This is a genomic window from Streptomyces taklimakanensis (assembly GCF_009709575.1).
GTDB lineage: Bacteria > Actinomycetota > Actinomycetes > Streptomycetales > Streptomycetaceae > Streptomyces > Streptomyces taklimakanensis.
Genome location: NZ_WIXO01000001.1, coordinates 3813143 through 3834793, shown reverse-complemented (window position 1 = coordinate 3834793; position 21651 = coordinate 3813143). Strand labels below are relative to the sequence as shown.

Annotated in this window: 18 protein-coding genes; 4 read left to right on the top strand and 14 right to left on the bottom strand. The window is 73.4% G+C overall.

The features are described 5' to 3' along the window. Positions 1-6: 6 nt before the first annotated feature. The 6 genes from F0L17_RS17055 to F0L17_RS17030 all read right to left on the bottom strand — a co-directional run bounded on the left by F0L17_RS17055 (position 7) and on the right by F0L17_RS17030 (position 5281). Entirely contained in the window at positions 7-1344 is a 1338-nt protein-coding gene (locus tag F0L17_RS17055; RefSeq protein ID WP_155071752.1) for a TadA family conjugal transfer-associated ATPase, read from the bottom strand. Between the two features lie 57 nt (positions 1345-1401). After that, positions 1402-1791 carry a TadE/TadG family type IV pilus assembly protein gene (locus F0L17_RS27655; protein WP_338018119.1) on the bottom strand — a complete coding sequence of 130 codons (390 nt, stop codon included), beginning with the start codon at positions 1789-1791 and terminating at the stop codon, positions 1402-1404. After that, positions 1788-2228, bottom strand: a complete 441-nt coding sequence (locus tag F0L17_RS27650; protein ID WP_155071751.1) for a TadE/TadG family type IV pilus assembly protein — start codon at positions 2226-2228, stop codon at positions 1788-1790. The genes F0L17_RS27655 and F0L17_RS27650 overlap by 4 nt, the downstream gene beginning before the upstream one ends. A gap of 55 nt (positions 2229-2283) precedes the next feature. Beyond that, positions 2284-3537 carry a CpaE/TadZ family protein gene (locus tag F0L17_RS17040; RefSeq protein ID WP_155071750.1) on the bottom strand — a complete coding sequence of 418 codons (1254 nt, stop codon included), beginning with the start codon at positions 3535-3537 and terminating at the stop codon, positions 2284-2286. Between the two features lie 7 nt (positions 3538-3544). Beyond that, positions 3545-4246, bottom strand: coding sequence for a Flp pilus assembly protein CpaB (cpaB, locus tag F0L17_RS17035; RefSeq protein WP_155071749.1), 702 nt, complete (start codon positions 4244-4246; stop codon positions 3545-3547). Positions 4247-4363: 117 nt separating this feature from the next. After that, positions 4364-5281 (bottom strand): hypothetical protein, encoded by a 918-nt coding sequence (locus F0L17_RS17030; protein WP_162466308.1) that lies wholly within the window; start codon positions 5279-5281, stop codon positions 4364-4366. 347 nt (positions 5282-5628) lie between these two features. Between F0L17_RS17030 and F0L17_RS17025 the strand changes: the two genes are divergently transcribed. After that, a complete protein-coding gene (locus F0L17_RS17025) occupies positions 5629-7449 on the top strand; it encodes a chitinase (RefSeq protein WP_155071748.1) in 1821 nt (606 codons plus the stop codon). 105 nt (positions 7450-7554) lie between these two features. Here the strand turns inward: F0L17_RS17025 and F0L17_RS17020 are convergent, their stop codons facing one another. The 4 genes from F0L17_RS17020 to F0L17_RS17005 form a co-directional block, all read right to left on the bottom strand. Continuing rightward, on the bottom strand, positions 7555-8880 hold the full coding sequence (locus F0L17_RS17020; protein ID WP_155071747.1) for an Nramp family divalent metal transporter: 1326 nt from the start codon (positions 8878-8880) through the stop codon (positions 7555-7557). A 177-nt stretch (positions 8881-9057) separates the two neighbouring features. Next, complete coding sequence (locus tag F0L17_RS17015; RefSeq protein WP_162466307.1) at positions 9058-9471, bottom strand: Rid family hydrolase; 414 nt, start codon at positions 9469-9471, stop codon at positions 9058-9060. Positions 9472-9528: 57 nt separating this feature from the next. Further along, the gene (locus tag F0L17_RS17010; protein ID WP_155071746.1) at positions 9529-10284 is read right to left on the bottom strand and encodes an IclR family transcriptional regulator; all 756 of its coding nucleotides are present in this window, start codon (positions 10282-10284) and stop codon (positions 9529-9531) included. After that, entirely contained in the window at positions 10281-11408 is a 1128-nt protein-coding gene (locus F0L17_RS17005; RefSeq protein WP_155073757.1) for a sugar kinase, read from the bottom strand. Before F0L17_RS17005 ends, F0L17_RS17010 begins: the two co-directional genes overlap by 4 nt. A 134-nt stretch (positions 11409-11542) precedes the next feature. Here F0L17_RS17005 and F0L17_RS17000 point away from each other — a divergent pair, with 134 nt between their 5' ends. Then, entirely contained in the window at positions 11543-12871 is a 1329-nt protein-coding gene (locus F0L17_RS17000; protein WP_155071745.1) for an amino acid deaminase, read from the top strand. Positions 12872-12904: 33 nt separating this feature from the next. Then, the gene (locus tag F0L17_RS16995) at positions 12905-14530 is read left to right on the top strand and encodes an amidohydrolase family protein (protein ID WP_162466306.1); all 1626 of its coding nucleotides are present in this window, start codon (positions 12905-12907) and stop codon (positions 14528-14530) included. Here the strand turns inward: F0L17_RS16995 and trhA are convergent. Next, positions 14527-15390, bottom strand: a complete 864-nt coding sequence (gene trhA / locus F0L17_RS16990; protein WP_420802425.1) for a PAQR family membrane homeostasis protein TrhA — start codon at positions 15388-15390, stop codon at positions 14527-14529. The two genes, F0L17_RS16995 and trhA, sit on opposite strands and share 4 nt — an antisense overlap. 231 nt (positions 15391-15621) lie before the next feature. Here trhA and F0L17_RS16985 point away from each other — a divergent pair, with 231 nt between their 5' ends. Beyond that, entirely contained in the window at positions 15622-17457 is a 1836-nt protein-coding gene (locus F0L17_RS16985; RefSeq protein ID WP_162466305.1) for a phosphoenolpyruvate carboxykinase (GTP), read from the top strand. Between the two features lie 168 nt (positions 17458-17625). Here the strand turns inward: F0L17_RS16985 and F0L17_RS16980 are convergent, their stop codons facing one another. From F0L17_RS16980 to F0L17_RS16970, 3 genes are all read right to left on the bottom strand, one after another. Next, on the bottom strand, positions 17626-18051 hold the full coding sequence (locus tag F0L17_RS16980) for an SCO4983 family protein (protein WP_155071743.1): 426 nt from the start codon (positions 18049-18051) through the stop codon (positions 17626-17628). Between the two features lie 172 nt (positions 18052-18223). Beyond that, the gene (locus F0L17_RS16975) at positions 18224-19435 is read right to left on the bottom strand and encodes a pyridoxal phosphate-dependent aminotransferase (protein WP_155071742.1); all 1212 of its coding nucleotides are present in this window, start codon (positions 19433-19435) and stop codon (positions 18224-18226) included. Between the two features lie 139 nt (positions 19436-19574). Beyond that, the gene (locus tag F0L17_RS16970; protein ID WP_155071741.1) at positions 19575-21638 is read right to left on the bottom strand and encodes a thioredoxin domain-containing protein; all 2064 of its coding nucleotides are present in this window, start codon (positions 21636-21638) and stop codon (positions 19575-19577) included. Positions 21639-21651: the final 13 nt, after the last annotated feature.

Sequence of the window (21651 nt, the reverse complement as noted above, 5' to 3'; positions counted from 1 at the left end):
GGCTTCCTAGGTGGCTGCTCGGGTGGTGAGTTGGCTGTCGTCCCGCGCGACGCCGAAGGCGGGTGGTACGGCCTCCCCCTTCAGGTGGAGGCGTTCGGCCGTACGGCGCGGCAGGGGCAGGTGGCGGAAGGCGCCGCGCACGACGCCGTCCGCGCCCACGGGCAGGGACTCGAAGCGGCAGACGGTCACGATGCGGTACTCCTCGCGGCCCCTGGAGTCCAGGACGGCGATCTCGCCGACCCGGCGCGATCCGTCGGGGTGGCGGGCGAGCTGGACGATGACGTCCAGGGAGCTGTTGATCTGGTCCCGCAGCGCCTCGAAGGGGATCTTCACCTCCGACATGGAGGCGAGGGTCTGGAGGCGCATCAGGGCGTCCTCGGCGCTGTTGGCGTGGACGGTGGCGAGCGATCCGTCGTGGCCGGTGGACATCGCCTGCAGCATGTCGAGGGTCTCGCCGCCGCGGACCTCGCCGACGATGATGCGGTCGGGGCGCATGCGCAGGGAGTTGCGCACCAGGTCGCGGATGGTGATCCGGCCCTGGCCCTCGACGTTGGCGGGACGGCTCTCCAGGCTGATGACGTGGCTCTGTTGGAGCTGGAGTTCGGCGGCGTCCTCGATGGTGATGATGCGCTCGCCGTCGGGGATCAGCCCGGACAGCGCGTTGAGCAGGGTGGTCTTGCCGGAGCCCGTGGCGCCGGAGACGACGACGTTGAAGCGGGCGCGGACCAGCCCCGACAGCAGCAGGAGCATGTGTTCGTCCAGCGTCCCCAGGCCGATCATCTCGTGGAGGGTGTAGGCGCGGGGGAAGCGCCGGATGGTGAGCGCGGGCCCGGTCAGGGACAGCGGCGGGATGATGACGTTGACGCGCTCCCCGGAGGGGAGGCGGGCGTCGACCATGGGGTTGGACTCGTCGACGCGGCGGTTGACGGTGGAGACGATGCGCTCGATGGTCTGCATCAACTGCTCGGTGGAGGCGAAGCGCAGCGGGAGGCGTTCGACGCGGCCGGCCCGCTCGACGAAGACCTGGTCGGGGCCGTTGACCATGATCTCGGTGATGGAGGCGTCCTCCAGCAGCGGTTCCAGGATCCCCAGGCCCAGGGCCTCGTCCACGACGCGGCGGATCAGGAGGGAGCGCTCCTGGGTGGAGAGCACCGGGCCCTCGCGGCTGATGATGTGGCCCAGCACCCGTTCCAGGCGGACGCGGCGCTCGGCCGCCGCGAGGGCCGACATCTCCGCGAGGTCGATCTCCTCCAGCAGTTTGGCGCGGTAGACCGAGACGAGCCGGCCCTCGTCCTGCTGTTCACCGGCCGTCTCGGGTGCGGTGAGGCGCGCCCTCAGGCTCATCGCCAACTCCTCCTGGGTCCTTTGGGGTGGTGCGGTCGGTCCGGGGACGGGCGGGGGTCAGCCGCGGGGCATGGTGGAGCTCCTCCTCACCGTGCCGAAGCCGTCGATGCCGGGAACGATCGAGGGGATGTCCACCGTGACGGTGGCGGTCACCTCGTCGTCCGAGGCGCTGATCCCGATCTCGGTGTCGAGCCAGTCGCTGACGGCGGCGCGGCCGGCCCGTTCGCCGCCGACGTCCCCGTCCTCGATCGACTCGGCGCGGGCGGCGGCGCGGGCTCCCGTGCCGGCCTGTTGGGCGGCGTAGGCGACCAGGCCGAGCTGGATCGCGGCGAGCCCGACCAGCAGGAGCAGCGGGAGGAAGCCGACGAACTCCAGGGCGGCCTGACCGCGGTCGGGGCGGCTCCGCCGGCGGAGCCGCCCGGGTCGGTGGCCTCGGGGCCTGTTCACTCCCGTCCCTCCTTCACCGCGCCCGCCTTCCCGGTGATCGTCATCGGCAGGTTCGCTCCGCCGGGGAAGAGCACCGGCACCCTCAGGTGGACGGTGACCGTGACCATGGCGCCCCCGGAGCCGCAGCCTTGGACGTCGGCCGAGCCGCGCCAGGCCGCCGGCAGGTCCTCCAGGGCCTCCCCGGTGCAGTCCCCGTCCACCGCGGCCGCGCGGGCGCCCCGGTCGGCGGCGTCGCCGGCGAGGGTGAAGGTGTAGCCGATCAGCACGAACTGCCACATCAGCGCCAGGACGACCAGGATCAGGGGCAGCGTGCCGACGAACTCGACGATCGTCTGGCCGGCGTCCCCCTCCCGCTCCCGGCTCCGGCCCCGCCGCGGGTGCCGTCCCCGTTCCGGGGCGTGGCCGCCCGCGCGGTCCGGTGTCCGCGTGGCGCGCATCGGTCTTCCCTCCCCCGGTCCCGACCCCGGTGACCGGTCCACTGCGTTGCTGCCCCTAGGAGTGCCGTTCGACGCCTCCCCTGCGGCGCCGGCCCCGACCCGCGGGGCCCCTGCGGCCCGTTCCGTCCGCACCGTCGGCCGCGCCGACCAGGCCCAGTTCCCCGGCCAGGGCCCACATCGCCTGTTTGACGGCGCCGCGGCTGTCCAGGTCCTGCATCCGACCGGAGTCCACGGCACCCTGGAGTTCCCTGAAGTTGGCCGGAACGGCGGTGCGCGCGATCCGGGTGCGGACGATCTGCGCGATGAGCTGCGGGTGGATCTCGGCGCTGCGGGTGTGCCGGTTGACGACCGTCGTCGTCTCCTCCGCCTTGCGGACCTGGAGCCGGTCCCAGAGGCGGACCATGCGCTTGGCGGCGCGCACGGCGACCACGTCGGGGGTGGTGACCAGCAGCGCCGTGTCCGCCGTCTCCACGGCGGCGGCGTTGGCGGCGTTCATCTGCGTGCCGCAGTCGATCACCACGACCTCGTAGCGGGACCGCAGCGCGCCGAGGACCTGACGGGTCGCGCGGTCGTCGACCTCCTCGCCACGTTCGCCCTCGGCCGGGGCGAGGAGCAGGGCGACCCCGGTGGAGTGGGAGTAGACGGCGTCGTCGAGCACGCGCGGCGAGATGTCGTTGATGCCGGCGAGGTCGGCGATCGACCGGCGGAACTGGACGTCGAGGTAGGAGCCCACGTCGCCGGCCTGGAGGTCCATGTCGACCAGTGCGGTGCCGCGGCCCGAGGCGCGGGCGGCGAGGGCCAGTTGGACGGCCAGCAGCGTGGTGCCCACCCCGCCCTTGGCGCCGGTGACGGTGACGACGGTGCCGCCGGGGCCGGCCAGGACGTCCGGACCGGGGCCCAGGTGCCGTCGTACGCCCGTCGCCCACTGCGCGGCGGCGCCCACCCGTGCCGCCAGTTCGTCGTACGACAGGGGCAGCCCGACCACGCCGCGCGCGCCGGCGTCCATGGCCGCCGAGTACAGGCCGGGGGAGGTGTCGGCGGTCACCAGGACCACCCCGACCGCCGGGAAGCGCAGCGCGACCTGGCGGATGAGGTCCAGGGCGGGGACCGGTCCGATGCGTTCGTGGACGAGGACGACCTCGGGGAGGTCGGCCACCGACTCGCCGGCCGTCGCCGCCAGGGCGTCCAGCAGCGAGGTGGAGTCGCCGGCGGGCGGCGCGGCCTCGGTGTCGGGGAGCCGGCTCAGCAGGGCCGTCACGGAGCGGGCGGCGTCCGCGTCGCCGACGGCCGGGAGGATGCGTGTGACCATCCGTGCCTCACTTGTCCCCGACGAGGGTGTAGGTGCGGTCTTCCTCGGAGATGGGGGTCTCGTCGCCGGGGGCGACCAGGGCCAGCCGGACGTTCACGGCGAAGGACTCGGCGAAGGCCACCCGCTGGGCGTCCACGGTGCTCAGCGCGAAGGTGATCGGCACCGCTTCGGAGTCGCGGTCGACGTCCTCGTTCCGGTCCCGGGAGATGGGGGTGAGTTCGCCGACGTCGATGACGCGGGCGTGGTCGACGATCACCTTGGAGACCTCGTTCTCGTTCTTGTCGCGGAAGGTGGCGTAGATGTTGACGCGGGAACCGGACCGGATCTTGCCCGCGACACCGGTCTCCGCGTCGATCATGATGGCGATCTCCTGTTCGCCCCGCTGCAGTTCGGGCCGGTCGATCACCATGTCGGACTGGAGCAGGGAGCCCGCCTTGAGGGGGCCCGCGGCGATCTTGCCCTTCACGTCGTCGATGTCGGTGATCGCGGTGTCCGACAGCCAGCGTTCCGGTATGGAGACCTCCTCCACCGAGCCGGTGTCGAGCGCCCGGTAGGCCGGCACGTCCCGGGCCAGCCGGTACGCGGTGACCTCCGGACCGACCTTCGACTCCACGTCGTCGATCACCGACAGCACCCCCGCGAAGGCGCCCAGGGCGCACAGCACGGACAGGAGCAGCAGGATGACGCCGCGACGCTGGCGTGAGTTCATGGTGGCGGCTACCTCGTTTACCTCGTTCGGGGGCGGCGGCGGTGGTCGGTTCCGGCGGCGGGGGCCGTGCGCGGCCGTGTCGTGGCCCCGGTCCCGCCGGGGCGGTGGCGGAGCACCTCAGCGGGTCCGGTCGGGAAGGGGGGCGCCACGACCGGTCGGCAGGGCGCCTCGGTGGGTTCGGGGAGCGCCGTGGGCTCCGGTGGTGTCGCGGGCCTCGGACGGCGCCGCGGGGGCGGAGCAGAACGCGCACCGGTCGCCGATCAGCTCCAGGCCGCACCAGTGGCACTCCTCACGCCGTACCGAGCTGACGAGTTGGTACAGGACGGAGACGTCCGGGATGGCCGCGACGAACTCCACCAGCTTGCCCGTCCCCCACCAGCGGGGCGACTCGGCGGGCAGCTCCACCTCCTGGACGCCGTGCACCCGCCACCCGGGGGCGAGGGTGTCGGTCACCCAGTCGGGGGCGACCCGGCCGGCGGCGTAGGTGAGCCGGGTGGCGAACCCGGGGCCGGCGAGCGCTCCGTCACCGTCGGCCTTCACCAGGTGGGGCCGGGGGCCGGCGAGCACGGCGAACCGGGTGCCGGGCACCCAGGACCTGGCGTGCGCGGTGAGACCGACGGGCACACGGTCCAGCCGGGCGACGGAGGTCAGCAGCGCGCCCGCGTACACGTAGTGGGTCAACAGGCGGACGGCGGCGCCCAGGACGCCGGGGCTGAAGTCGCAGACGGACAACTGGCGCAGCTGGAGGGCCAGTACGGCGGTGGCCAGCGGGGGGAGGTCGACCTCCAGCAGGGCGATGCGGTCGCTCTCCAGCACCGAACGGATGGTGTGCAGCCGCCGGACGACGTCGGCGGGGACGGACGAGGGGTAGAGCACGACGGCGTGGCCGTGCTGTTCGAGCATCAGGTGCGTCTCGCGGAGCGCCGCGTCCAGCGGTTGCCGGTCGGGCGGCGTCAGCACGTGCGCCGTCGGCGTGTGCGCGTCGGGCGGGGGGAGCACCAGGTCGGCGCTGGTGACGGCTATCGCGGTGGGCACGTGGGGATTCCCCTGTCCAAGAACTGTCCTGCGGTACTGCTCTGCCCCGTGGAGCCTTTCGGTTCTGCCGACTCAGCAGCCTATAGGCGGTTTGGGCGGTAGAGAACACTTACCGGAAGGCGGAGGGCACGGAGCGTGCCGCGACACCGCCACATTGGGGGCACCGGGGGCGAATCGGCGGGTTCTTCCGGGCGTCTCGCGCCCCTCGGCGAGGACCACGGGCGGTCCCTGGGCGGGTTTCGCGCGGCTCCCCGGCCGCCCCTGCCGCCTCTCGGCCTCCCGCCCCCCTTGACACCCCCATTGGTCTGAACCATCCTTCCGGCTCAGCACGGTGGCCACCGTCTTCCATGCGCTCCCCACGCGCTCTCACCCCCCAACGCACGGAGGCAGTAGTGGAACGCACGACGCGAGGAACCGGCAGGGCCGGGAGAGCCGGGAGGAGTGACGCGGCCTCGAAGGGCCGCCGCCCCGGCGCCCGCGCCAGGATCGTCGCGGTGCTCGGCGCGGCCGTGATCGCGGCCGGTTCGCCGGCCTTCGGCTGGTCGGCCGGCAGCGCCGACGCCGCCGAGGCGAACCTGGTGAAGAACCCCGGCTTCGAGTCCGGGTTGGGGAGTTGGACCTGCTCCGCCGGCAGCGGCGCGATCGTCTCCTCCCCGGTGCACGGCGGATCGTCCGCGCTGAAGGCCACGCCGTCGAACGATGACAACGCCCGCTGCGCCCAGACCGTCCCCGTGCGGCCGAACTCCGAGTACCGGCTCGACGCCTGGGTGCAGGGCTCCTACGTCTACCTCGGCGCGACGGGCACCGGCACCACCGACGTCTCCACCTGGACCCCGGGCACCTCCGGCTGGCAGCAGTTGAGGACGTCCTTCACCACCGGACCGAACACCACCTCGGTCACCGTCCACACCCACGGCTGGTACGGCCAGAGCGCCTACCACGTCGACGACGTCTCCCTCACCGGCCCCGGCGGCGATCCGGGCGAGCCCGACCCCGAGCCGGAGCCCCCGGCCGCGCCCGACGGACTGACCGTCGGCCGGACCACCTCCACCTCGGTCACCCTGACCTGGAACGCCACCGCCGGCGCCACCGGCTACCACGTCCACCGCGACGGCGAGAGGGTCCAATCCGTCCAGGGCACCTCGGCGACCGTGACCGGCCTGTCGCCCGCCACCTCCTACGAGTTCCGCGTCAGCGCCGTCAACGGCGCCGGCGAGTCGACGAGGTCCGCCCCCGTCACCGTCACCACCCGCGAACGGGACGGCGGCGGGGAGCCCGGCGCGGGCGTGCCGAAGCACGCGGTGACGGGTTACTGGCAGAACTTCGACAACGGCGCGACGGTCCAGAAGCTGCGCGACGTCCAGGACCAGTACGACATCATCGCCGTCTCCTTCGCCGACTCCACGGCCGACCCGGGCGAGATCACCTTCAACCTCGACCCGGCGCTCGGCTACTCCTCGGTGCGGGAGTTCAAGGACGACATCGCCGCCAAGCAGGCCGAGGGCAAGAAGGTGATCATCTCGGTGGGCGGCGAGAAGGGCAACGTCATCGTCAACGACTCCGCCTCGGCCGCGCGCTTCGCCGACAGCGCCCACCGGCTGATGCAGGAGTACGGGTTCGACGGCGTCGACATCGACCTCGAACACGGCATCGACTCGACCCACCTCACCCGGGCGCTGCGCTCGCTGTCGGCGAAGGCCGGGCCCGACATGGTCCTCACCATGGCGCCGCAGACGATCGACATGCAGTCGACCTCGACCGAGTACTTCAAGCTGGCGCTGAACGTGAAGGACATCCTCACGGTCGTCAACATGCAGTACTACAACAGCGGTTCGATGCTGGGCTGCGACGGCAGGGTGTACTCGCAGGGCTCGGTCGACTTCCTCACCGCGCTGGCCTGCATCCAGCTGGAGGGTGGCCTCGACCCGTCCCAGGTGGGGATCGGCACCCCCGCCTCCACCCGGGGCGCCGGTTCCGGCTACGTCGACCCGTCCGTGGTGAACGCCGCGTTGGACTGCCTGGCCAAGGGCACGAACTGCGGTTCGTTCAAGCCGGCGAAGACCTACCCGGGCATCCGCGGCGCCATGACCTGGTCCACCAACTGGGACGCGGCGAACGGGAACCGCTGGTCGAACACGGTCGGACCGCACGTCCACGGGCTGCCGTGACCGGGACCGGGTGAGCCCGAGGCACCGAGGGGCCGGTGGTGGGGAGGGACGGCCGTTCCTCCCCACCACCGGCCCCTTCCGCCCGTCGGGCCGGCCGGGCCCGCGTCAGAACAGTTCGTACAGCTCGTGGACGCACAGCACCACGAACAACAGCCCGGCCACCGTCAGCACCCCGTTGCTCAGCGGCCCGTTGCGCCACCGGCGCGGGGTGCGGGAGGAGTTGAGCAGCCACAGCAGCGTCGCGGCGAGGAAGGGCATGAAGAAGGCTCCCAGGACGCCGTAGGCGACGACCAGGCCGAAGGGCCTGTCCAGCCAGAGCAGCCCCATCGGCGGGAACGTCAGCCAGAGCAGGTAGCAGCGGAACGGCCAGGACCGCTCCCGCTGCCCCCGGGCGACCTCCAGCACCGGCGGTTCCCCGCCGCTGCCCTGCGCCCGGGCGGCGCGCGTGCGCTCCACGAAGTCGGCGAAGAGCAGGCCGACGCCGTGCCAGACGCCGACCAGCGAGGAGAAGGACGCGGCGAAGAAGCCGACCAGGAAGAGGTTGGCGGTCACCGGCCCGAAGCGGTCCTCCAGCACGCCGCTCAGGTCGAGCAGTCCCCGGTCGCCGCCGCCGAGGGCGATGTTCGTGGAGTGCAGCAGCTCGGCACCGACGATCAGCATCGCCACGACGAAGACGCCGGTGGTGACGTACGCGACCCGGTTGTCCAGCCGCATCATCGGGATCCAGCCGCTGTCGGTCCAGCCCTTGGCGTTGACCCAGTAGCCGTACGCGGCCATGGTGATCGTCCCGCCGACCCCGCCGATCAGGCCGAGCGTGTAGAACAGCGAGCCGTCGGGCAGGACGGGCAGCAGGCCCGCGAAGGAGTCGCCGAGGCCGGGCGCGACGCGGATCGCCACGTAGACGACGATCACGAACATCACGCCGACGAAGACCATCATGACCTTCTCGACGACCGCGTACCGGTTGAACCAGACGAACGCCAGCCCCACCAGACCGCACAGGATCGCCCAGGTCCGCAGGGACGGCCCGGCGGGGAAGAGCGCCGCGAGCGGCAGCGCGGCGGAGGACATGGCGGTGGCGCCGTAGACGAACCCCCAGACGACGACGTAGACCGCGAAGTAGACGGTGGTCCACGCGCCCAGGCCGCGCCAACCGTCCAGCAGGGTCCGGCCGGTGGCCAGGTGCCAGCGCCCGGTGGCCTCGGCCAGCGAGATCTTCACCAGGCAGCCGATGACGGCCGCCCACAGCAGCGTGTAGCCGAACTTGCTGCCGGCCAGCAGGGTGGCCACCAGGTCGCCCGCGCCGACGCCGGTGGCCGCCACGACGACGCCCGGACCGATGAGCCGCCAGCTCGCCTTCCGCTCGGGCGCCTCCGCCGGTCCGGCGACCGGCCCGGCGCCCGTTCCGTCCTTCTCGCCCGTACCGGCCATACGCGACCTCCCTCTCCTCCCGATGAACGGCCTGGGCATACAACAGCGCGCCGCCGGTCGGCACAAGGGGGCGCACCGTGACCGGCGGCACGCGGGCGCCGACTCGTCCCGGTACCGCCCGCCCGGCCGACCGCGCGCCGCCGTACGGGTGTGCGCGCCGCCGGGCGAGGTTCGGGGTCAGTCCAGGACGGCCAGGGCGTCGATCTCCACCAGCAGCCCGGCGGGCAGGCCGACGTAGACGGTGGTGCGGGCCGGCGGGGGGCCGGCCAGGTCCGCGAAGTGGGCGTCGTAGAGCTCGTTGAACTCGGCGAAGTGAGCGGTGTCGGTGAGGTAGACCCGGACCATCACCACGTCCTCCCAGCTCGCCTCGCCCTCCCGCAGGACGGCCTCGACGTTGGCGAGGGTCTGGAGGGTCTGCTCGCGCAGGGTCGGCCCGGCCGGGGTGGGCGGCTGTCCGGGTTCGGCGGGCAGGAAGCCGACCTGGCCGGCGACCTGGAGGACGTTCCCCTTGCGCACCCCGTGCGAGAAGCGCGCGGGCGGGGTGGTGTGGGTGGGCGGGGTGAGGGCGGTCTTGCGGGGCGTGTCGTTCACGGTCGCTCTTCTCTCCTCGGGTTCTCGGCGGACCCTCCGGGACCGCCCGGACCGGGGCTACCCGGAGTGCGGGGACTTCCCGGAGTACTCGGCGCCGACGGCGTCCGCCGTGCGGCGCACCAGCGGCAGCAGGCGCATCAGCTCGTCGGCGCCGGCCGCGACGACGGGCGCCGAGACCGACAGCGCGGCCACCGCCCGGCCGTCCGCGCCGCGCACGGGTGCGGCCACGCAGTTGATCGTCTCCTCGTGGCCGCCGAGGTCGGTGGCCCAGCCCTGCTCGCGCACCCGCGCCAGTTCCGCCAGGAAGGCGGCCGGTCCGGGGGTGGAGCGGGGCGTGTGGGAGGGGTACTCCAGGCGCTCGGCCAGGGCCCGCCGTTCGGCCTCGGGGAGGTCGGCGAGGAGGACCTTGGCGACGGCGGCGACGGTGATCGCCACGGGCCGTCCGATGCGCGAGTACATCCGCACCGGGCGGCGGCTCTCGACCTTGTCGATGTAGACCACCTCGTCCTCCTGGCGGACGGCCAGGTGCACGGTGTGCCCGCAGGCGGCGCCCAGCTCGACCAGGTGGGGGTGGGCGACGGCGCGCACGTCGATGTTCTCCACGGCCTCCTGGGCCAGGGCGATCAGCCGTGCGCCCAGGCGGTAGCGCTGGTCCTGCTGGCGGTGGACCATGCCGTGCTCGTGCAGGGTGCGCAGCAACCGCAGGGCGGTGGACTTGTGCACGTCCAGGTGGCGGGCGACCTGCTCCAGGTTCGCCGGTCCCCGCGCCAGCAGCGGCAGGATGCTCAGCGCCCGGTCGACGGTTCGGCTCATGGGACGTGTCCTCCGGGTGGGCGGCTCTCGCGGTCCTCGCGCGGGGCGCCCTCGCGCGTCCAGCCGGGCCCCAGCCGCAGTCCGCCCCAGGCCCCGTCGTCGAGCGCGGCCAGGCGGTCGACGACGGACCGGTCGGGCGGCTCGGCGAGGTCACCGGGGACGGTGAGCGCGGCGGCGGCCGCCAGGTGTCCGTGGCGCAGCCGCAGCGGGACGGGCAGTCCGCGCAGGGTGGCCGAGAGGAACCCGGCGGCGAACGCGTCGCCGGCGCCGACGGGCCCCACCACCTCCACCGACAGGGCCGGCACCCGGCAGGGGCCCTCGGCGGTGTGGGCGGTGGCGGCCCGGCCGCCGTCCTTGACGACCACGGCGGACGGTTCGGGCAGCAGCGCCCGCACGGCGTCGGGGTCGTCCGCGCCCCAGAGTTCGCGCGCCTCGTCGGCGCCGACGAACACCACGTCGCAGCGGCGGGCGAGGTCCAGCAGGACGGCCGGATCGCGCCGCCGCCACAGTCCCACCCGGTAGTTCACGTCGAAGGACACCAGGGGGCGGCCGGGCCGGGGAGCGGTCAGCTCCCGGACCAGGTCGCGGCAGGAGTCGGAGAGCGCCGCGGTGATGCCGCCGATGTGGAGGACGCGGCAGTCGTCGACGGCCGCGCGGTCGACGGCGGACGGGGACATGGCGGAGGCGGCCGATCCGGCGCGGTGGTAGAGCACCTCGGCCAGGGAGGCGTCCTCGGGCCGTCCTTCGGTGGTGCTGCGTTCGCCGTCGGTGCGGAAGTACACGCCGGTGGGGCGGTTCGGGTCGCGTCGCACGGCGGAGACGTCCACGCCGCGGGCGGTCAGCTCGGCCAGGACGCGGTCGCCGAAGCCGTCGGTGCCCACCCGTCCGACCCAGCGGACGCGGTGCCCGGCGGCGGCGAGCAGGCAGGCGACATTGGACTCGGCGCCGCCGACGCCGGGGACGAAGGTCTCCGCGTCGGCGAGGCGTTCGGGGCCGGCGGGCCGGAGGACGACCATGGTCTCCCCCAGGCAGGCGGCGTCGAAGCCGGGCCGGCCGGGCCGGGGGGTGGGCACGGACGCGGGGTCGGCTCCGGGGTCGAGGCCCGTGCGGGGGGCGGGGGGCATGGTCACCGTCGTCCTCCGCTCCTGGGTCCGGGGCCGTTGACCGGGTGTTCGCCGGGATGCTAGACAGCGGAGAGCACTGCGCGCAACGACTGTTGCATCATACGCAACGATCCTCCCGGAGCCCGGAGTTGACCATGGCCGCCGAGCACGCCGAGCCCACCGAGCCCACCGATCCCGTCGCCCGCCTCGCCGACGAGGTCGTCGACCACCGCTTCAAGGGACTGCCCCCGGACGCCGCCGGACTCACCGTGGGCGAGCTCGCGGCCCAGCGGCGTTCGGTGTTCACCGGCGGCTTCACCACCCCGGTGCTGACGCTCTCCGCCGAGGCCCTGGAGCACAACCTGCGGCAACTGGGCGAGTACACGGCGCGGCACGGCCTGGCCTTCGCCCCGCACGGCAAGACCTCGATGGCCCCCCGGCTGCTGCGGCGACAGGTGGACCACGGCGCCTGGGGCATCACGGCGGCCGTCCCCTCCCAGGCGCGCGTCTACCGGGCCTTCGGCGTCCGGCGGATCTTCCTGGCCAACGAGGTGGTGGACGCCGCCGCGCTGCGCTGGGTGGTCGGTGAGCTCGCGGCCGACCCGGAGGCGGAGTTCGTCTGCTACGTGGACTCGGTGCGCGGCGTGGAGCTGATGGACGGGGCGCTGGGCGCCGGCGAGGGCGCCGGGAAGGCGGCCCGTCCGCTCGACGTGGTGGTCGAGCTCGGCGTCCCGGGCGGTCGCACCGGCGTGCGCACGTCCGAGGAGGCGGTGGAGGTCGCACGGGCGGTGGCGGCCGCGTCCTCGCTGCGGCTGGTGGGGGTGGCCGGGTACGAGGGCGAGGTGCCGGACGCCGACGCCGACCGGGTGCGGGCCTGGCTGCGCTCCCTGACCTCCCTGGCCGTCGAGCTGGACGCGGCGGGACTGCTGAACGGGCTCGGCGGGGACGGCGGGGACGGGCGGATCGTGGTGAGCGCGGGCGGCAGCGCCTGGTTCGACCTGGTGGCCGAGGAGTTCGCGGCCCTGCCCGAGCTGTCCCGGCCGGTGCTGCGGCTGCTGCGCTCGGGCGCGTACGTCTCGCACGACGACGGCCACTATCGCCGTCTCACCCCGTTCAACCGCGTGCCCGACGAGGGCTCGCTGCTGCCCGCGTTCCGGTTGTGGGCGCAGGTGGTCTCCCGGCCCGAGCCGCACCGGGCGTTCCTCAACGCGGGCAAGCGGGACGCCTCCTACGACCTGGGGCTGCCGTGCCCCGTGGCCGTCCGCACCGCCGACGGCGTCGAGCGGGACGCCGCGGGCCTGGAGGTGGTGAGGCTGGCGGACCAGCACGCCTTCGTCACGCTGGCCCCGGGCGCGGAGCTGGAGGTGGGCGACTGGGTGGCGTTGGGCCTGTCGCATCCGTGCACGGTCTTCGACCGCTGGCAGCTGATCCCGGTCACCGAGGCGGACGGCACGGTCACCGATCTCGTCCGCACCTTCTTCTGATCCTCCCCGGCCTTCCCGAACTCCGGAGTCCCCGTGGACCTCGTCCTGCGTGACGTACGCGTCGTCGACGGCACCGGCGGCCCCCCGTACCGGGCGGACGTCGGCGTCGTCTCCGGCCGGATCGCCGTGATCCACCGCGAGGGGGACGCCGGGCCGCGTCCGGACGGACGGCGCGTGCTGGAGGCGCACGGGCTCACCCTCGCGCCCGGCTTCGTCGACATGCACGCCCACAGCGACCTGGCCCTGCTGCGCGACCCCGACCACGGCGCGAAGGTCGCCCAGGGGGTGACGCTGGAGGTGATCGGGCAGGACGGACTGTCGTACGCGCCGGTGGACGACCGCACCCTGGAGGAGGTGCGGCGGGCGATCACCGGCTGGAACGGCGACGGTGGGGACGTCGACTTCGACTGGCGGACCGTCGGGGAGTACCTGGACCGCCTCGACCGCGGCATCGCCGTCAACGCCGCCTACCTCGTCCCGCACGGCACGGTGCGGGCGATGGCGGTCGGTTGGGAGGACCGGCCCGCCACGGAGGAGGAGCTGGGGAGGATGCGGCGCCTGGTCGCCGAGGGCCTGGAACAGGGCGCGGTGGGCATGTCGTCCGGCCTGACGTACGTGCCGGGCATGTACGCGCCCGACGCCGAGTTGGTCGAGCTGTGCCGCGTGGTGGCGTCCTACGGCGGTTACCACTGCCCCCACCACCGGTCCTACGGCGCGGGGGCCCTGGCGGCGTACGCGCAGATGGTGGAGGTGGCCCGCGCCTCGGGGTGCGCCCTGCACCTGGCGCACGCCACCGTGAACTTCTCCGTCAACGCCGGGCGCGCGCCCGAGTTGCTGGCCCTGCTGGACGCGGCGCTGGAGAGCGGCGTGGACCTGACGCTCGACAGCTACCCGTACCTGCCCGGCTGCACCACCCTGGCGGCGCTGCTGCCGAGTTGGGCGGCCGAGGGCGGCCCCGACGCCACGCTGGCCCGGTTGCGCGACCCCGCCGCGTGCGCCCGCGTCCGGCACGCGATGGAGGTGGCGGGCTCGGACGGCTGCCACGGAGTACCCGTGGACTGGGAGACCGTGGAGATCTCCGGGGTGGCCGACCCGGCCCTTTGCGGGCACGTGGGCCGCACGGTGGCGCGGGTGGCGGCCGAGACCGGCGAGGAGCCGTTCGAGGTGGCGCGCCGGCTGCTTCTGGCGGACCGGCTGGGCACCACCGTCCTCCAGCACGTGGGGCACGAGGAGAACGTCCGGGCGATCATGCGGCACCGGGCCCACACCGGCGGCAGCGACGGCATCCTGGTCGGCGACCGTCCGCACCCGCGGGCGTACGGCACCTTCCCGCACTACCTGGGGCGCTACGTGCGCGAGCTGGGGGTGTTGTCGCTGGAGGAGTGCGTGGCGCACCTGAGCGGACGGCCGGCGGCCCGGCTGCGGCTGCCGGACCGGGGCCTGGTCCGCGAGGGGTACCGGGCCGACCTGGTCCTCTTCGACCCGGAGACGGTGGCGGCGGGCGCGACGTTCGACGCCCCGCGCACCCCGCCGGTGGGCATCCCGCACGTGCTGGTCGATGGCCGGTTCGCCGTCGAGGACGGGCGGCGCACCGGTGTGCGGGCGGGCCGCTCCGTGCGGCGCGCCGGGAGCCGGGCCGGCGGCCGGGGGCCGGCCTAGGAGGCGTCGTAGGCCACCAGCGAGATCCCCACGTAGTGGACCGCGAAGGCGGCCAGCGTGAAGGAGTGGAAGACCTCGTGGAAGCCGAACCAGCGCGGTGAGGGGTTGGGGCGCTTGAAGCCGTAGACGATGCCGCCGGCGCTGTAGAGCAGGCCGCCGACCACCACGCACACCAGTACGGCGACGCCGCCCGCGCGCAGGAAGTCGGGGAGGAAGAACACCGCGGCCCAGCCCATCGCGATGTAGCAGGGGGTGTAGAGCCAGCGCGGCGCGCCCACCCACAGGACGCGGAAGGCGATCCCGGCGACGGCCGCGATCCACACCCCCCAGAGCAGGAGCTGTCCACGGCCGCCGGGGACGAGCAGGAGCGTCAGGGGCGTGTAGGTGCCCGCGATGATCAGGAAGATGTTCGCGTGGTCCAGGCGGCGGAGCACCGCGTTGGCGCGCGGCCCCCAGTTCCCGCGGTGGTACAGCGCGCTGACGCCGAAGAGCAGACAGGCCGTCAGGGTGTAGACGGCGCAGGCGAGCCGGCCGCGCGGGGTCTGCGCGAACGCCGTCAGGAAGAGTCCGGAGACCAGGACGGCCGGGAACATCCCGGCGTGCAACCATCCCCGCAGCCGGGGCTTGAGCGGGGTGAGCTGGCCCAGCGGGTTGGGCGGACGGGACGCGGACCGTTCGGGGGCCTGGGCTCCCCCCTCGCGGGCGCCGTGGGTGTTGTCGCTGCTGTGGGTGTTGTCGCTGCCGTGGGTGTTGTCGCTGCCGTGGGTGTCGTGGGCGTTGTGGGTGCTGTCGCTGCCGTCACCGTCGTCGGCGGGCACGGGCCTGGGGACTTCGGGCACTGCGGCGGTCATACGCCTCATCGTACCTACGTGACCGTAGGTTTTTCCCCGCGCGTGGCGATGCTCACGACCCGTCCGTCTGGACAGAAACGCCCGGAAGGCGGAGTATCAAATGAGCGTGGTCGGTACCGGATGAGCAACGCCGCAGCGTCCGGGCCGCAGCCCCCAAGGGGCCGATGTCTGCTGTACGGAGAACAAGAACCGGATATACGTGCGGTATCCGGCACAAAACCCTCGACATCTGGAGCGATTGTGGCGCGCAGTACTGCGGCTCCCGGCAACACGACCCCCACCCGGCACCAGGAACTGATCACCTGGGTCGACGAGATCGCCGCCCTCACCCAGCCCGACCGTGTCGTCTGGTGCGACGGCTCCGAGGCCGAGTACGAGCGGCTGTGCGAGGAACTGGTCGAGAAGGGCACCTTCCGGAGGCTCGACCCGATCAAGCGCCCCAACTCCTACTACGCCGCCTCCGACCCCGGTGACGTGGCCCGCGTGGAGGACCGCACCTTCATCTGCTCCGAGAAGGAGGAGGACGCGGGCCCGACCAACCACTGGATGGCCCCCGCGAAGATGCGCGAGATCTTCACCGGCGCCGGCGGCGAGGGCGGCCTCTTCCGCGGCTCGATGCGCGGCCGCACCATGTACGTCGTCCCGTTCTGCATGGGGCCGCTCGGCTCCCCGCTCTCCGCCCTGGGCGTGGAGATCACCGACTCCGCCTACGTGGCCGTCTCCATGCGGATCATGACCCGCATGGGCAGCGCCGTGCTGGAGGAGCTGGGCGAGGACGGGACGTTCGTCAAGGCCGTCCACACCGTCGGCGCCCCCCTGGAGCCGGGCCGAGAGGACGTCCCCTGGCCGTGCAACTCCACCAAGTACATCTCCCACTTCCCCGAGACCCGGGAGATCTGGTCCTACGGCTCGGGCTACGGCGGCAACGCGCTGCTGGGCAAGAAGTGCTACGCGCTGCGCATCGCCTCGGTGATGGCCCGCGACGAGGGCTGGCTCGCCGAGCACATGCTGATCCTGAAGCTCACCCCGCCCCGCGGTGAGGCGAAGTACGTGGCCGCGGCCTTCCCCAGCGCGTGCGGCAAGACCAACCTCGCGATGCTGGAGCCGACGATCCCCGGCTGGACGGTCGAGACGATCGGCGACGACATCGCCTGGATGCGCTTCGGCGAGGACGGCCGCCTCTACGCGATCAACCCCGAGGCGGGCTTCTTCGGCGTGGCGCCGGGCACCGGCGAGCACACCAACGCCAACGCGATGAAGACGCTGTGGGGCAACGCGATCTTCACCAACGTCGCCCTCACCGACGACGGCGACGTGTGGTGGGAGGGCATGACCTCCGAGCCTCCGGCCCATCTGACCGACTGGCGCGGCAACGACTGGACGCCCGACTCCGGCACCCCGGCCGCGCACCCCAACGCCCGCTTCACCGTGTCGGCGTCGCAGTGCCCGACCATCGCGCCGGAGTGGGAGGACCCCAGGGGCGTGCCGATCTCGGCGATCCTCTTCGGCGGCCGCCGGGCGAGCGCGGTGCCGCTGGTGACGGAGTCGTTCGACTGGCAGCACGGCGTCTTCCTCGGCGCCAACGTGGCCTCCGAGAAGACCGCCGCGGCCGAGGGCAAGGTCGGCGAGCTGCGTCGCGACCCGTTCGCCATGCTGCCGTTCTGCGGCTACAACATGGGCGACTACATGGGCCACTGGCTGGAGGTCGGCGCCAAGGCCGACCACTCCAAGCTGCCGCGCATCTACTACGTCAACTGGTTCCGCAAGGACGACTCGGGCCGGTTCGTGTGGCCGGGCTTCGGCGAGAACGGCCGCGTGCTGAAGTGGATCGTCGAGCGTCTGAACGGCGAGGCGGAGGGCGTGGAGACGCCCATCGGCGTCGTGCCGACCCCGGCCGCCCTGGACACCGACGGCCTGGAGCTGCCGGAGGAGGACCTGAGGTTCCTGCTCACCGTGGACCGGGACGCCTGGCGGGAGGAGGCCGCGCTCGTTCCCGAGCACCTGAACACCTTCGGCGACCACACCCCGAAGGCCCTGTGGGACGAGTACCGCGCCCTGGTCGAGCGGCTCGGCTGAGCCGGACGGTGGGCCGGGGCCCCTTTCGGTTCTCGGTCCTCCCGGCCCACCGTCCGGAACGCCGAGGGGCCGCTCGGGCGATGACGTCCGAGCGGCCCCTCGGTCCCCGTCGGTTCCGGGTGGGCGGCGGCCCCGGCCCCGGTTCCTCCGCTCACGGCCGGTCCGGGCTCAGCCGACCTCGGCCAGACCGAGCGCCCGGGCGTGGGCCTCCATCCGCTCGGCGGCCAGCTCGGCGGCCTCCTCGTCCGAACGGGCGGTGGCCACGACCAGGGCCTGGCCGGCGAGGGTGTGGGCCCGCTGGTGCAGGGCCGCGATGCGGGAGGCGTCCCCGGCACCGGCCGACGGTGTGGCCCGCAGCGGGGCCCGGCCTCCGCACAGACCGGTGACCTGGGCGTCGAGCCGCGCGGCGGCGTCGTCCAGCTCTGCGGCCGGGGTGAGGACGCGGAGTTCGTCGGTCACGGTCAGCAGTGCGGTCAGGTGTCCGGCGAGCCGGATGGCCAGCTCCTCTTCGCGGGAGCGACGCGGAACGGCGCCCTCGGTCCTGGCCGGGTCGGCCATGGTGTGGACCGACGGCCTGCGAATCGGTTCGTACATGGGATGGCCTCCTGACGGATTCAGGAGTCCATCTTAACTTGGACACTGTCTAAAGTTGCCATCGCCACAGCTCCTCCTCGCCTCGGTCACACCACCGCGCGGCGGACGAGGGGGGCGAGGGGGCGAGGGGGACGCCGCGCCGAGCGCCCGGCGCGGCGTCCCGGAGCCCGGCTCAGTACTGCCCGTATCCGTCCAGGAACTTCCCGATCCGCTGCACCGCGTCGGTGAGGTCCTGCACGGTGGGCAGCGTGACGATGCGGAAGTGGTCCGGTTCGGGCCAGTTGAAGCCCGTGCCGTGCACGACCATGATCTTCTCGGCCCGCAACAGGTCGAGGACCATCTGCCGGTCGTCCTTGATCTTGTGGACCTGCGGGTCCAACCGGGGGAAGAGGTACAGCGCCCCCTTCGGCTTCACGCACGTCACGCCGGGAATGGAGGTCAGCAGCTCGTAGGCGGCGTCGCGCTGCTCCACGAGCCGCCCGCCCGGCAGCACCAGGTCGTTGATCGACTGCCGTCCGCCCAGCGCGGCGGCCACCGCGTGCTGGGCCGGCATGTTGGCGCACAGCCGCATGTTCGCCAGGATCGTCAGGCCCTCGATGTAGCCGGCGGCGTGCGCCTTGGGGCCGCAGACGGCCATCCAGCCGCACCGGTACCCGGCCACCCGGTAGGCCTTGGACAGGCCGTTGAAGGTGATGGTCAGCAGGTCCGGGGCGATGGCGGCGGTGGGGGTGTGGACGGCGTCGTCGTAGAGGATCTTGTCGTAGATCTCGTCGGAGTAGACGATCAGGTCGTGCCGGCGGGCGATGTCGGTCAGCCCCCGCAGCACCTCGTCGTCGTAGACGGCGCCGGTCGGGTTGTTGGGGTTGATGACGACGATCGCCCTGGTGCGGTCGGTGACCTTGCGCTCGATGTCGGCGAGGTCGGGCATCCAGTCGGCCTGCTCGTCGCAGCGGTAGTGCACGGCCGTGCCCCCCGAGAGGGAGACCGCGGCCGTCCACAGCGGGTAGTCCGGCGCGGGCACCAGCACCTCGTCGCCGTCGTCGAGCAGCGCCTGCATCGCCATCTGGATCAGCTCGGAGACGCCGTTGCCGATGTAGACGTCCTCGACGTCCAGGTCGATGCCCTTGGTCTGGTAGTGCTGCATCACCGCGCGCCGGGCCACCGGCAGGCCCTTGGCGTCGCCGTAGCCGTGTGCCGACCCGACGTTGCGGAGCATGTCCTCGAGGATCTCGGGCGGGCACTCGAAGCCGAAGGGCGCCGGGTTGCCGGTGTTGAGCTTGAGGATGCGGTGACCCGCCGCCTCAAGCCGCATGGCCTCCTCGAGAACCGGTCCCCGGATCTCGTAGCAGACATTGGCGAGTTTCGTCGACTGGGTCACCTGCATACCGGTCACTGTACGGGTGTCCTCCTCGGGCCGCTCCGTGTTGTTCCCCACGTGAGTGACGGACGACCCTCGCGGAGGTTCTGGTTCCGCGACCCCCGCCCCGGCGGGCACCCGTCCGGGAACCCGCCGGAGCACGGGCTCACTCCCCCGCGGTCACCGGCCTCGTCGTCCCCACCATCTCCGCCAACCGCTCCGGGTCGGCCGTGGGGGCGTCGCAGACGAAGTGCCGGCACACGTACGCCGCGGGACGGCCGGCCCGCAGCGGCCGGTCCCGCAGCAGCGGCCCGGCCTCCTCCGCCCCCGGCTCCCCGACGGCCACCACCGCTCCCGGCGCCCCGGCCAGCAGGGCGGTGCGGTGGAGCACGGCGGTGGCCGGGTCCTCGGCCGGGCCGACCACCGCGATCTCGCGCGGCCCGTCGAGAGCGGCCTCGGCGGCGGCCAGCCCCCATCCGGTGAAGCGCGGGACGCGCGGGGCCAGCGCCCGCACGACGCCCAACGCCCGCTCTGCCGCCTCGCGGTGGCGGACGCTGCCGGTGAGGGCGGCGTAGGACAACAGGGCCGCGGCGGCGGCCGTCCAGCCGGAGGGCGTGGCGTTGTCGGTGGGGTCCTGGGGGCGGCGGATGAGCCGCTCGGCGTCGTCGGCGGTGTCGTACAGGGTGCCGTCGGCGGCGGCGAAGCGGTCCAGGACGGTGTCCAGCAGGGTGCCGGCCAGCTCCAGCCAACAGGTCTCGCCGGTCACCGAGTACAGGGCGAGGAAGCCCTCGGCCACGTCGCCGTAGTCCTCCAGCACTCCGGCGCCGGAGCCGGCCGTCCCGTCGCGGGAGGTGCGCGCCAGCCGTCCGCCCGTGTCGAGGTGGACGGCGAGCAGCAGGTCGGCGGCGGCGGTGGCGGCCTCCACCAGGTCGGGACGGTCGAAGTAGGCGCCGGTCTCGGCGAGCGCGGCGATCGCCAGTCCGTTCCAGGCGGCGACGACCTTGTCGTCCCGGTCGGGGCGCGGACGCTCCTCCCGGGCGGCCAGCAGGCGCCGGCGCACGGACTCGATCCGCTCGGCGTCGACGGGCCCCTCGGTGTCGGGGAGCCGAAGGACGGACGCCCCCTCCTCGAAGGTGCCCTCCCGCGTCACCCCGAAGTGCTCGGCGGCCAGGGCGGCGTCCTCCTCGCCGAGGACCTCGCGCAGTTGCGCGGGCGTCCAGACGTAGTAGGCGCCCTCCCTGTGGCGTCCGGTGCCGTCGTCGCTGTCGGCGTCCAGCGCCGAGGCGAACCCGCCCTGCGCAGTGCGCAGTTCGCGGACCATGAAGTCGGCGGTGTCCAGCGCCACCCGGCGCGCCCGCTCGCTGCCGTCGGCGCGCCACAGGTGCGCGTAGACCCGGCACAGCAGGGCGTTGTCGTAGAGCATCTTCTCGAAGTGGGGCACGATCCACTTCTCGTCCACCGAGTAGCGGGCGAAGCCGCCGCCGAGCTGGTCGTGGATGCCGCCGCGGGCCATCGCCTCACAGGTGGCCTCGACCATCTGCAGCGCGCCCTCGGAACCGGTGCGGGCGTGGTGGCGCAGCAGGAACTCCAGCACCATCGACGGCGGGAACTTCGGCGCGGCGCCGAAACCGCCGTGGCGGGGGTCGAACTCACGGGTCAGGCCGAGCAGCGCGGCACCCAGCTCCTCGGGGCCGGGCGGCCGCGCCGCGGTGTCGTCGCCGTAGCCGATGCTCCGGCCCGCCAGCTCGTCCACGATCCGCCCGGCGACCCGGTCGACCTCCTCGCGCCGGTCGGACCAGGCGGCGTGGACGCCCTCCAGCACCTGGCGGAAGGCGGGCATCCCGCCGCGCGGGGCGGGCGGGAAGTAGGTGCCGAAGTAGAAGGGCTCGCCGTCGGGGGTGAGGAAGACGGTCATGGGCCAGCCGCCGTGCCCGGTGGCGGCCTGGACGGCCTCCATGTAGACGGCGTCGACGTCGGGACGCTCCTCGCGGTCGACCTTGACGGAGACGAAGTGGGCGTTGAGGTAGTCGGCGGTCGCCTCGTCCTCGAAGGACTCCTCGGCCATCACGTGACACCAGTGGCAACTGGAGTACCCGACGCTGAGCAGCACCGGGACGTCCCGCCGGCGCGCCTCCTCGAACGCCTCGGGCCCCCACGGCCACCAGTCGACCGGGTTGTCGGCGTGCTGGAGGAGGTAGGGGGAGGTCTGGGCTGCGAGTCGGTTGGCCATGTCTCCATCCTGC

What these genes read in the sequence shown, in the direction of transcription:
- F0L17_RS17055 (WP_155071752.1), bottom strand. Translation starts at nt 1,344, where the DNA reads ATGAGCCTGAGGGCGCGCCTCACCGCACCCGAGACGGCCGGTGAACAG.
- F0L17_RS27650 (WP_155071751.1), bottom strand. Translation starts at nt 2,228, where the DNA reads ATGCGCGCCACGCGGACACCGGACCGCGCGGGCGGCCACGCCCCGGAA.
- F0L17_RS17040 (WP_155071750.1), bottom strand. Translation starts at nt 3,537, where the DNA reads ATGGTCACACGCATCCTCCCGGCCGTCGGCGACGCGGACGCCGCCCGC.
- cpaB (WP_155071749.1), bottom strand. Translation starts at nt 4,246, where the DNA reads ATGAACTCACGCCAGCGTCGCGGCGTCATCCTGCTGCTCCTGTCCGTG.
- F0L17_RS17025 (WP_155071748.1), top strand. Translation starts at nt 5,629, where the DNA reads ATGCGCTCCCCACGCGCTCTCACCCCCCAACGCACGGAGGCAGTAGTG.
- F0L17_RS17020 (WP_155071747.1), bottom strand. Translation starts at nt 8,880, where the DNA reads ATGGCCGGTACGGGCGAGAAGGACGGAACGGGCGCCGGGCCGGTCGCC.
- F0L17_RS17010 (WP_155071746.1), bottom strand. Translation starts at nt 10,284, where the DNA reads ATGAGCCGAACCGTCGACCGGGCGCTGAGCATCCTGCCGCTGCTGGCG.
- F0L17_RS17005 (WP_155073757.1), bottom strand. Translation starts at nt 11,408, where the DNA reads ATGCCCCCCGCCCCCCGCACGGGCCTCGACCCCGGAGCCGACCCCGCG.
- F0L17_RS17000 (WP_155071745.1), top strand. Translation starts at nt 11,543, where the DNA reads ATGGCCGCCGAGCACGCCGAGCCCACCGAGCCCACCGATCCCGTCGCC.
- trhA (WP_420802425.1), bottom strand. Translation starts at nt 15,390, where the DNA reads ATGAGGCGTATGACCGCCGCAGTGCCCGAAGTCCCCAGGCCCGTGCCC.
- F0L17_RS16980 (WP_155071743.1), bottom strand. Translation starts at nt 18,051, where the DNA reads ATGTACGAACCGATTCGCAGGCCGTCGGTCCACACCATGGCCGACCCG.
- F0L17_RS16975 (WP_155071742.1), bottom strand. Translation starts at nt 19,435, where the DNA reads ATGCAGGTGACCCAGTCGACGAAACTCGCCAATGTCTGCTACGAGATC.
- F0L17_RS16970 (WP_155071741.1), bottom strand. Translation starts at nt 21,638, where the DNA reads ATGGCCAACCGACTCGCAGCCCAGACCTCCCCCTACCTCCTCCAGCAC.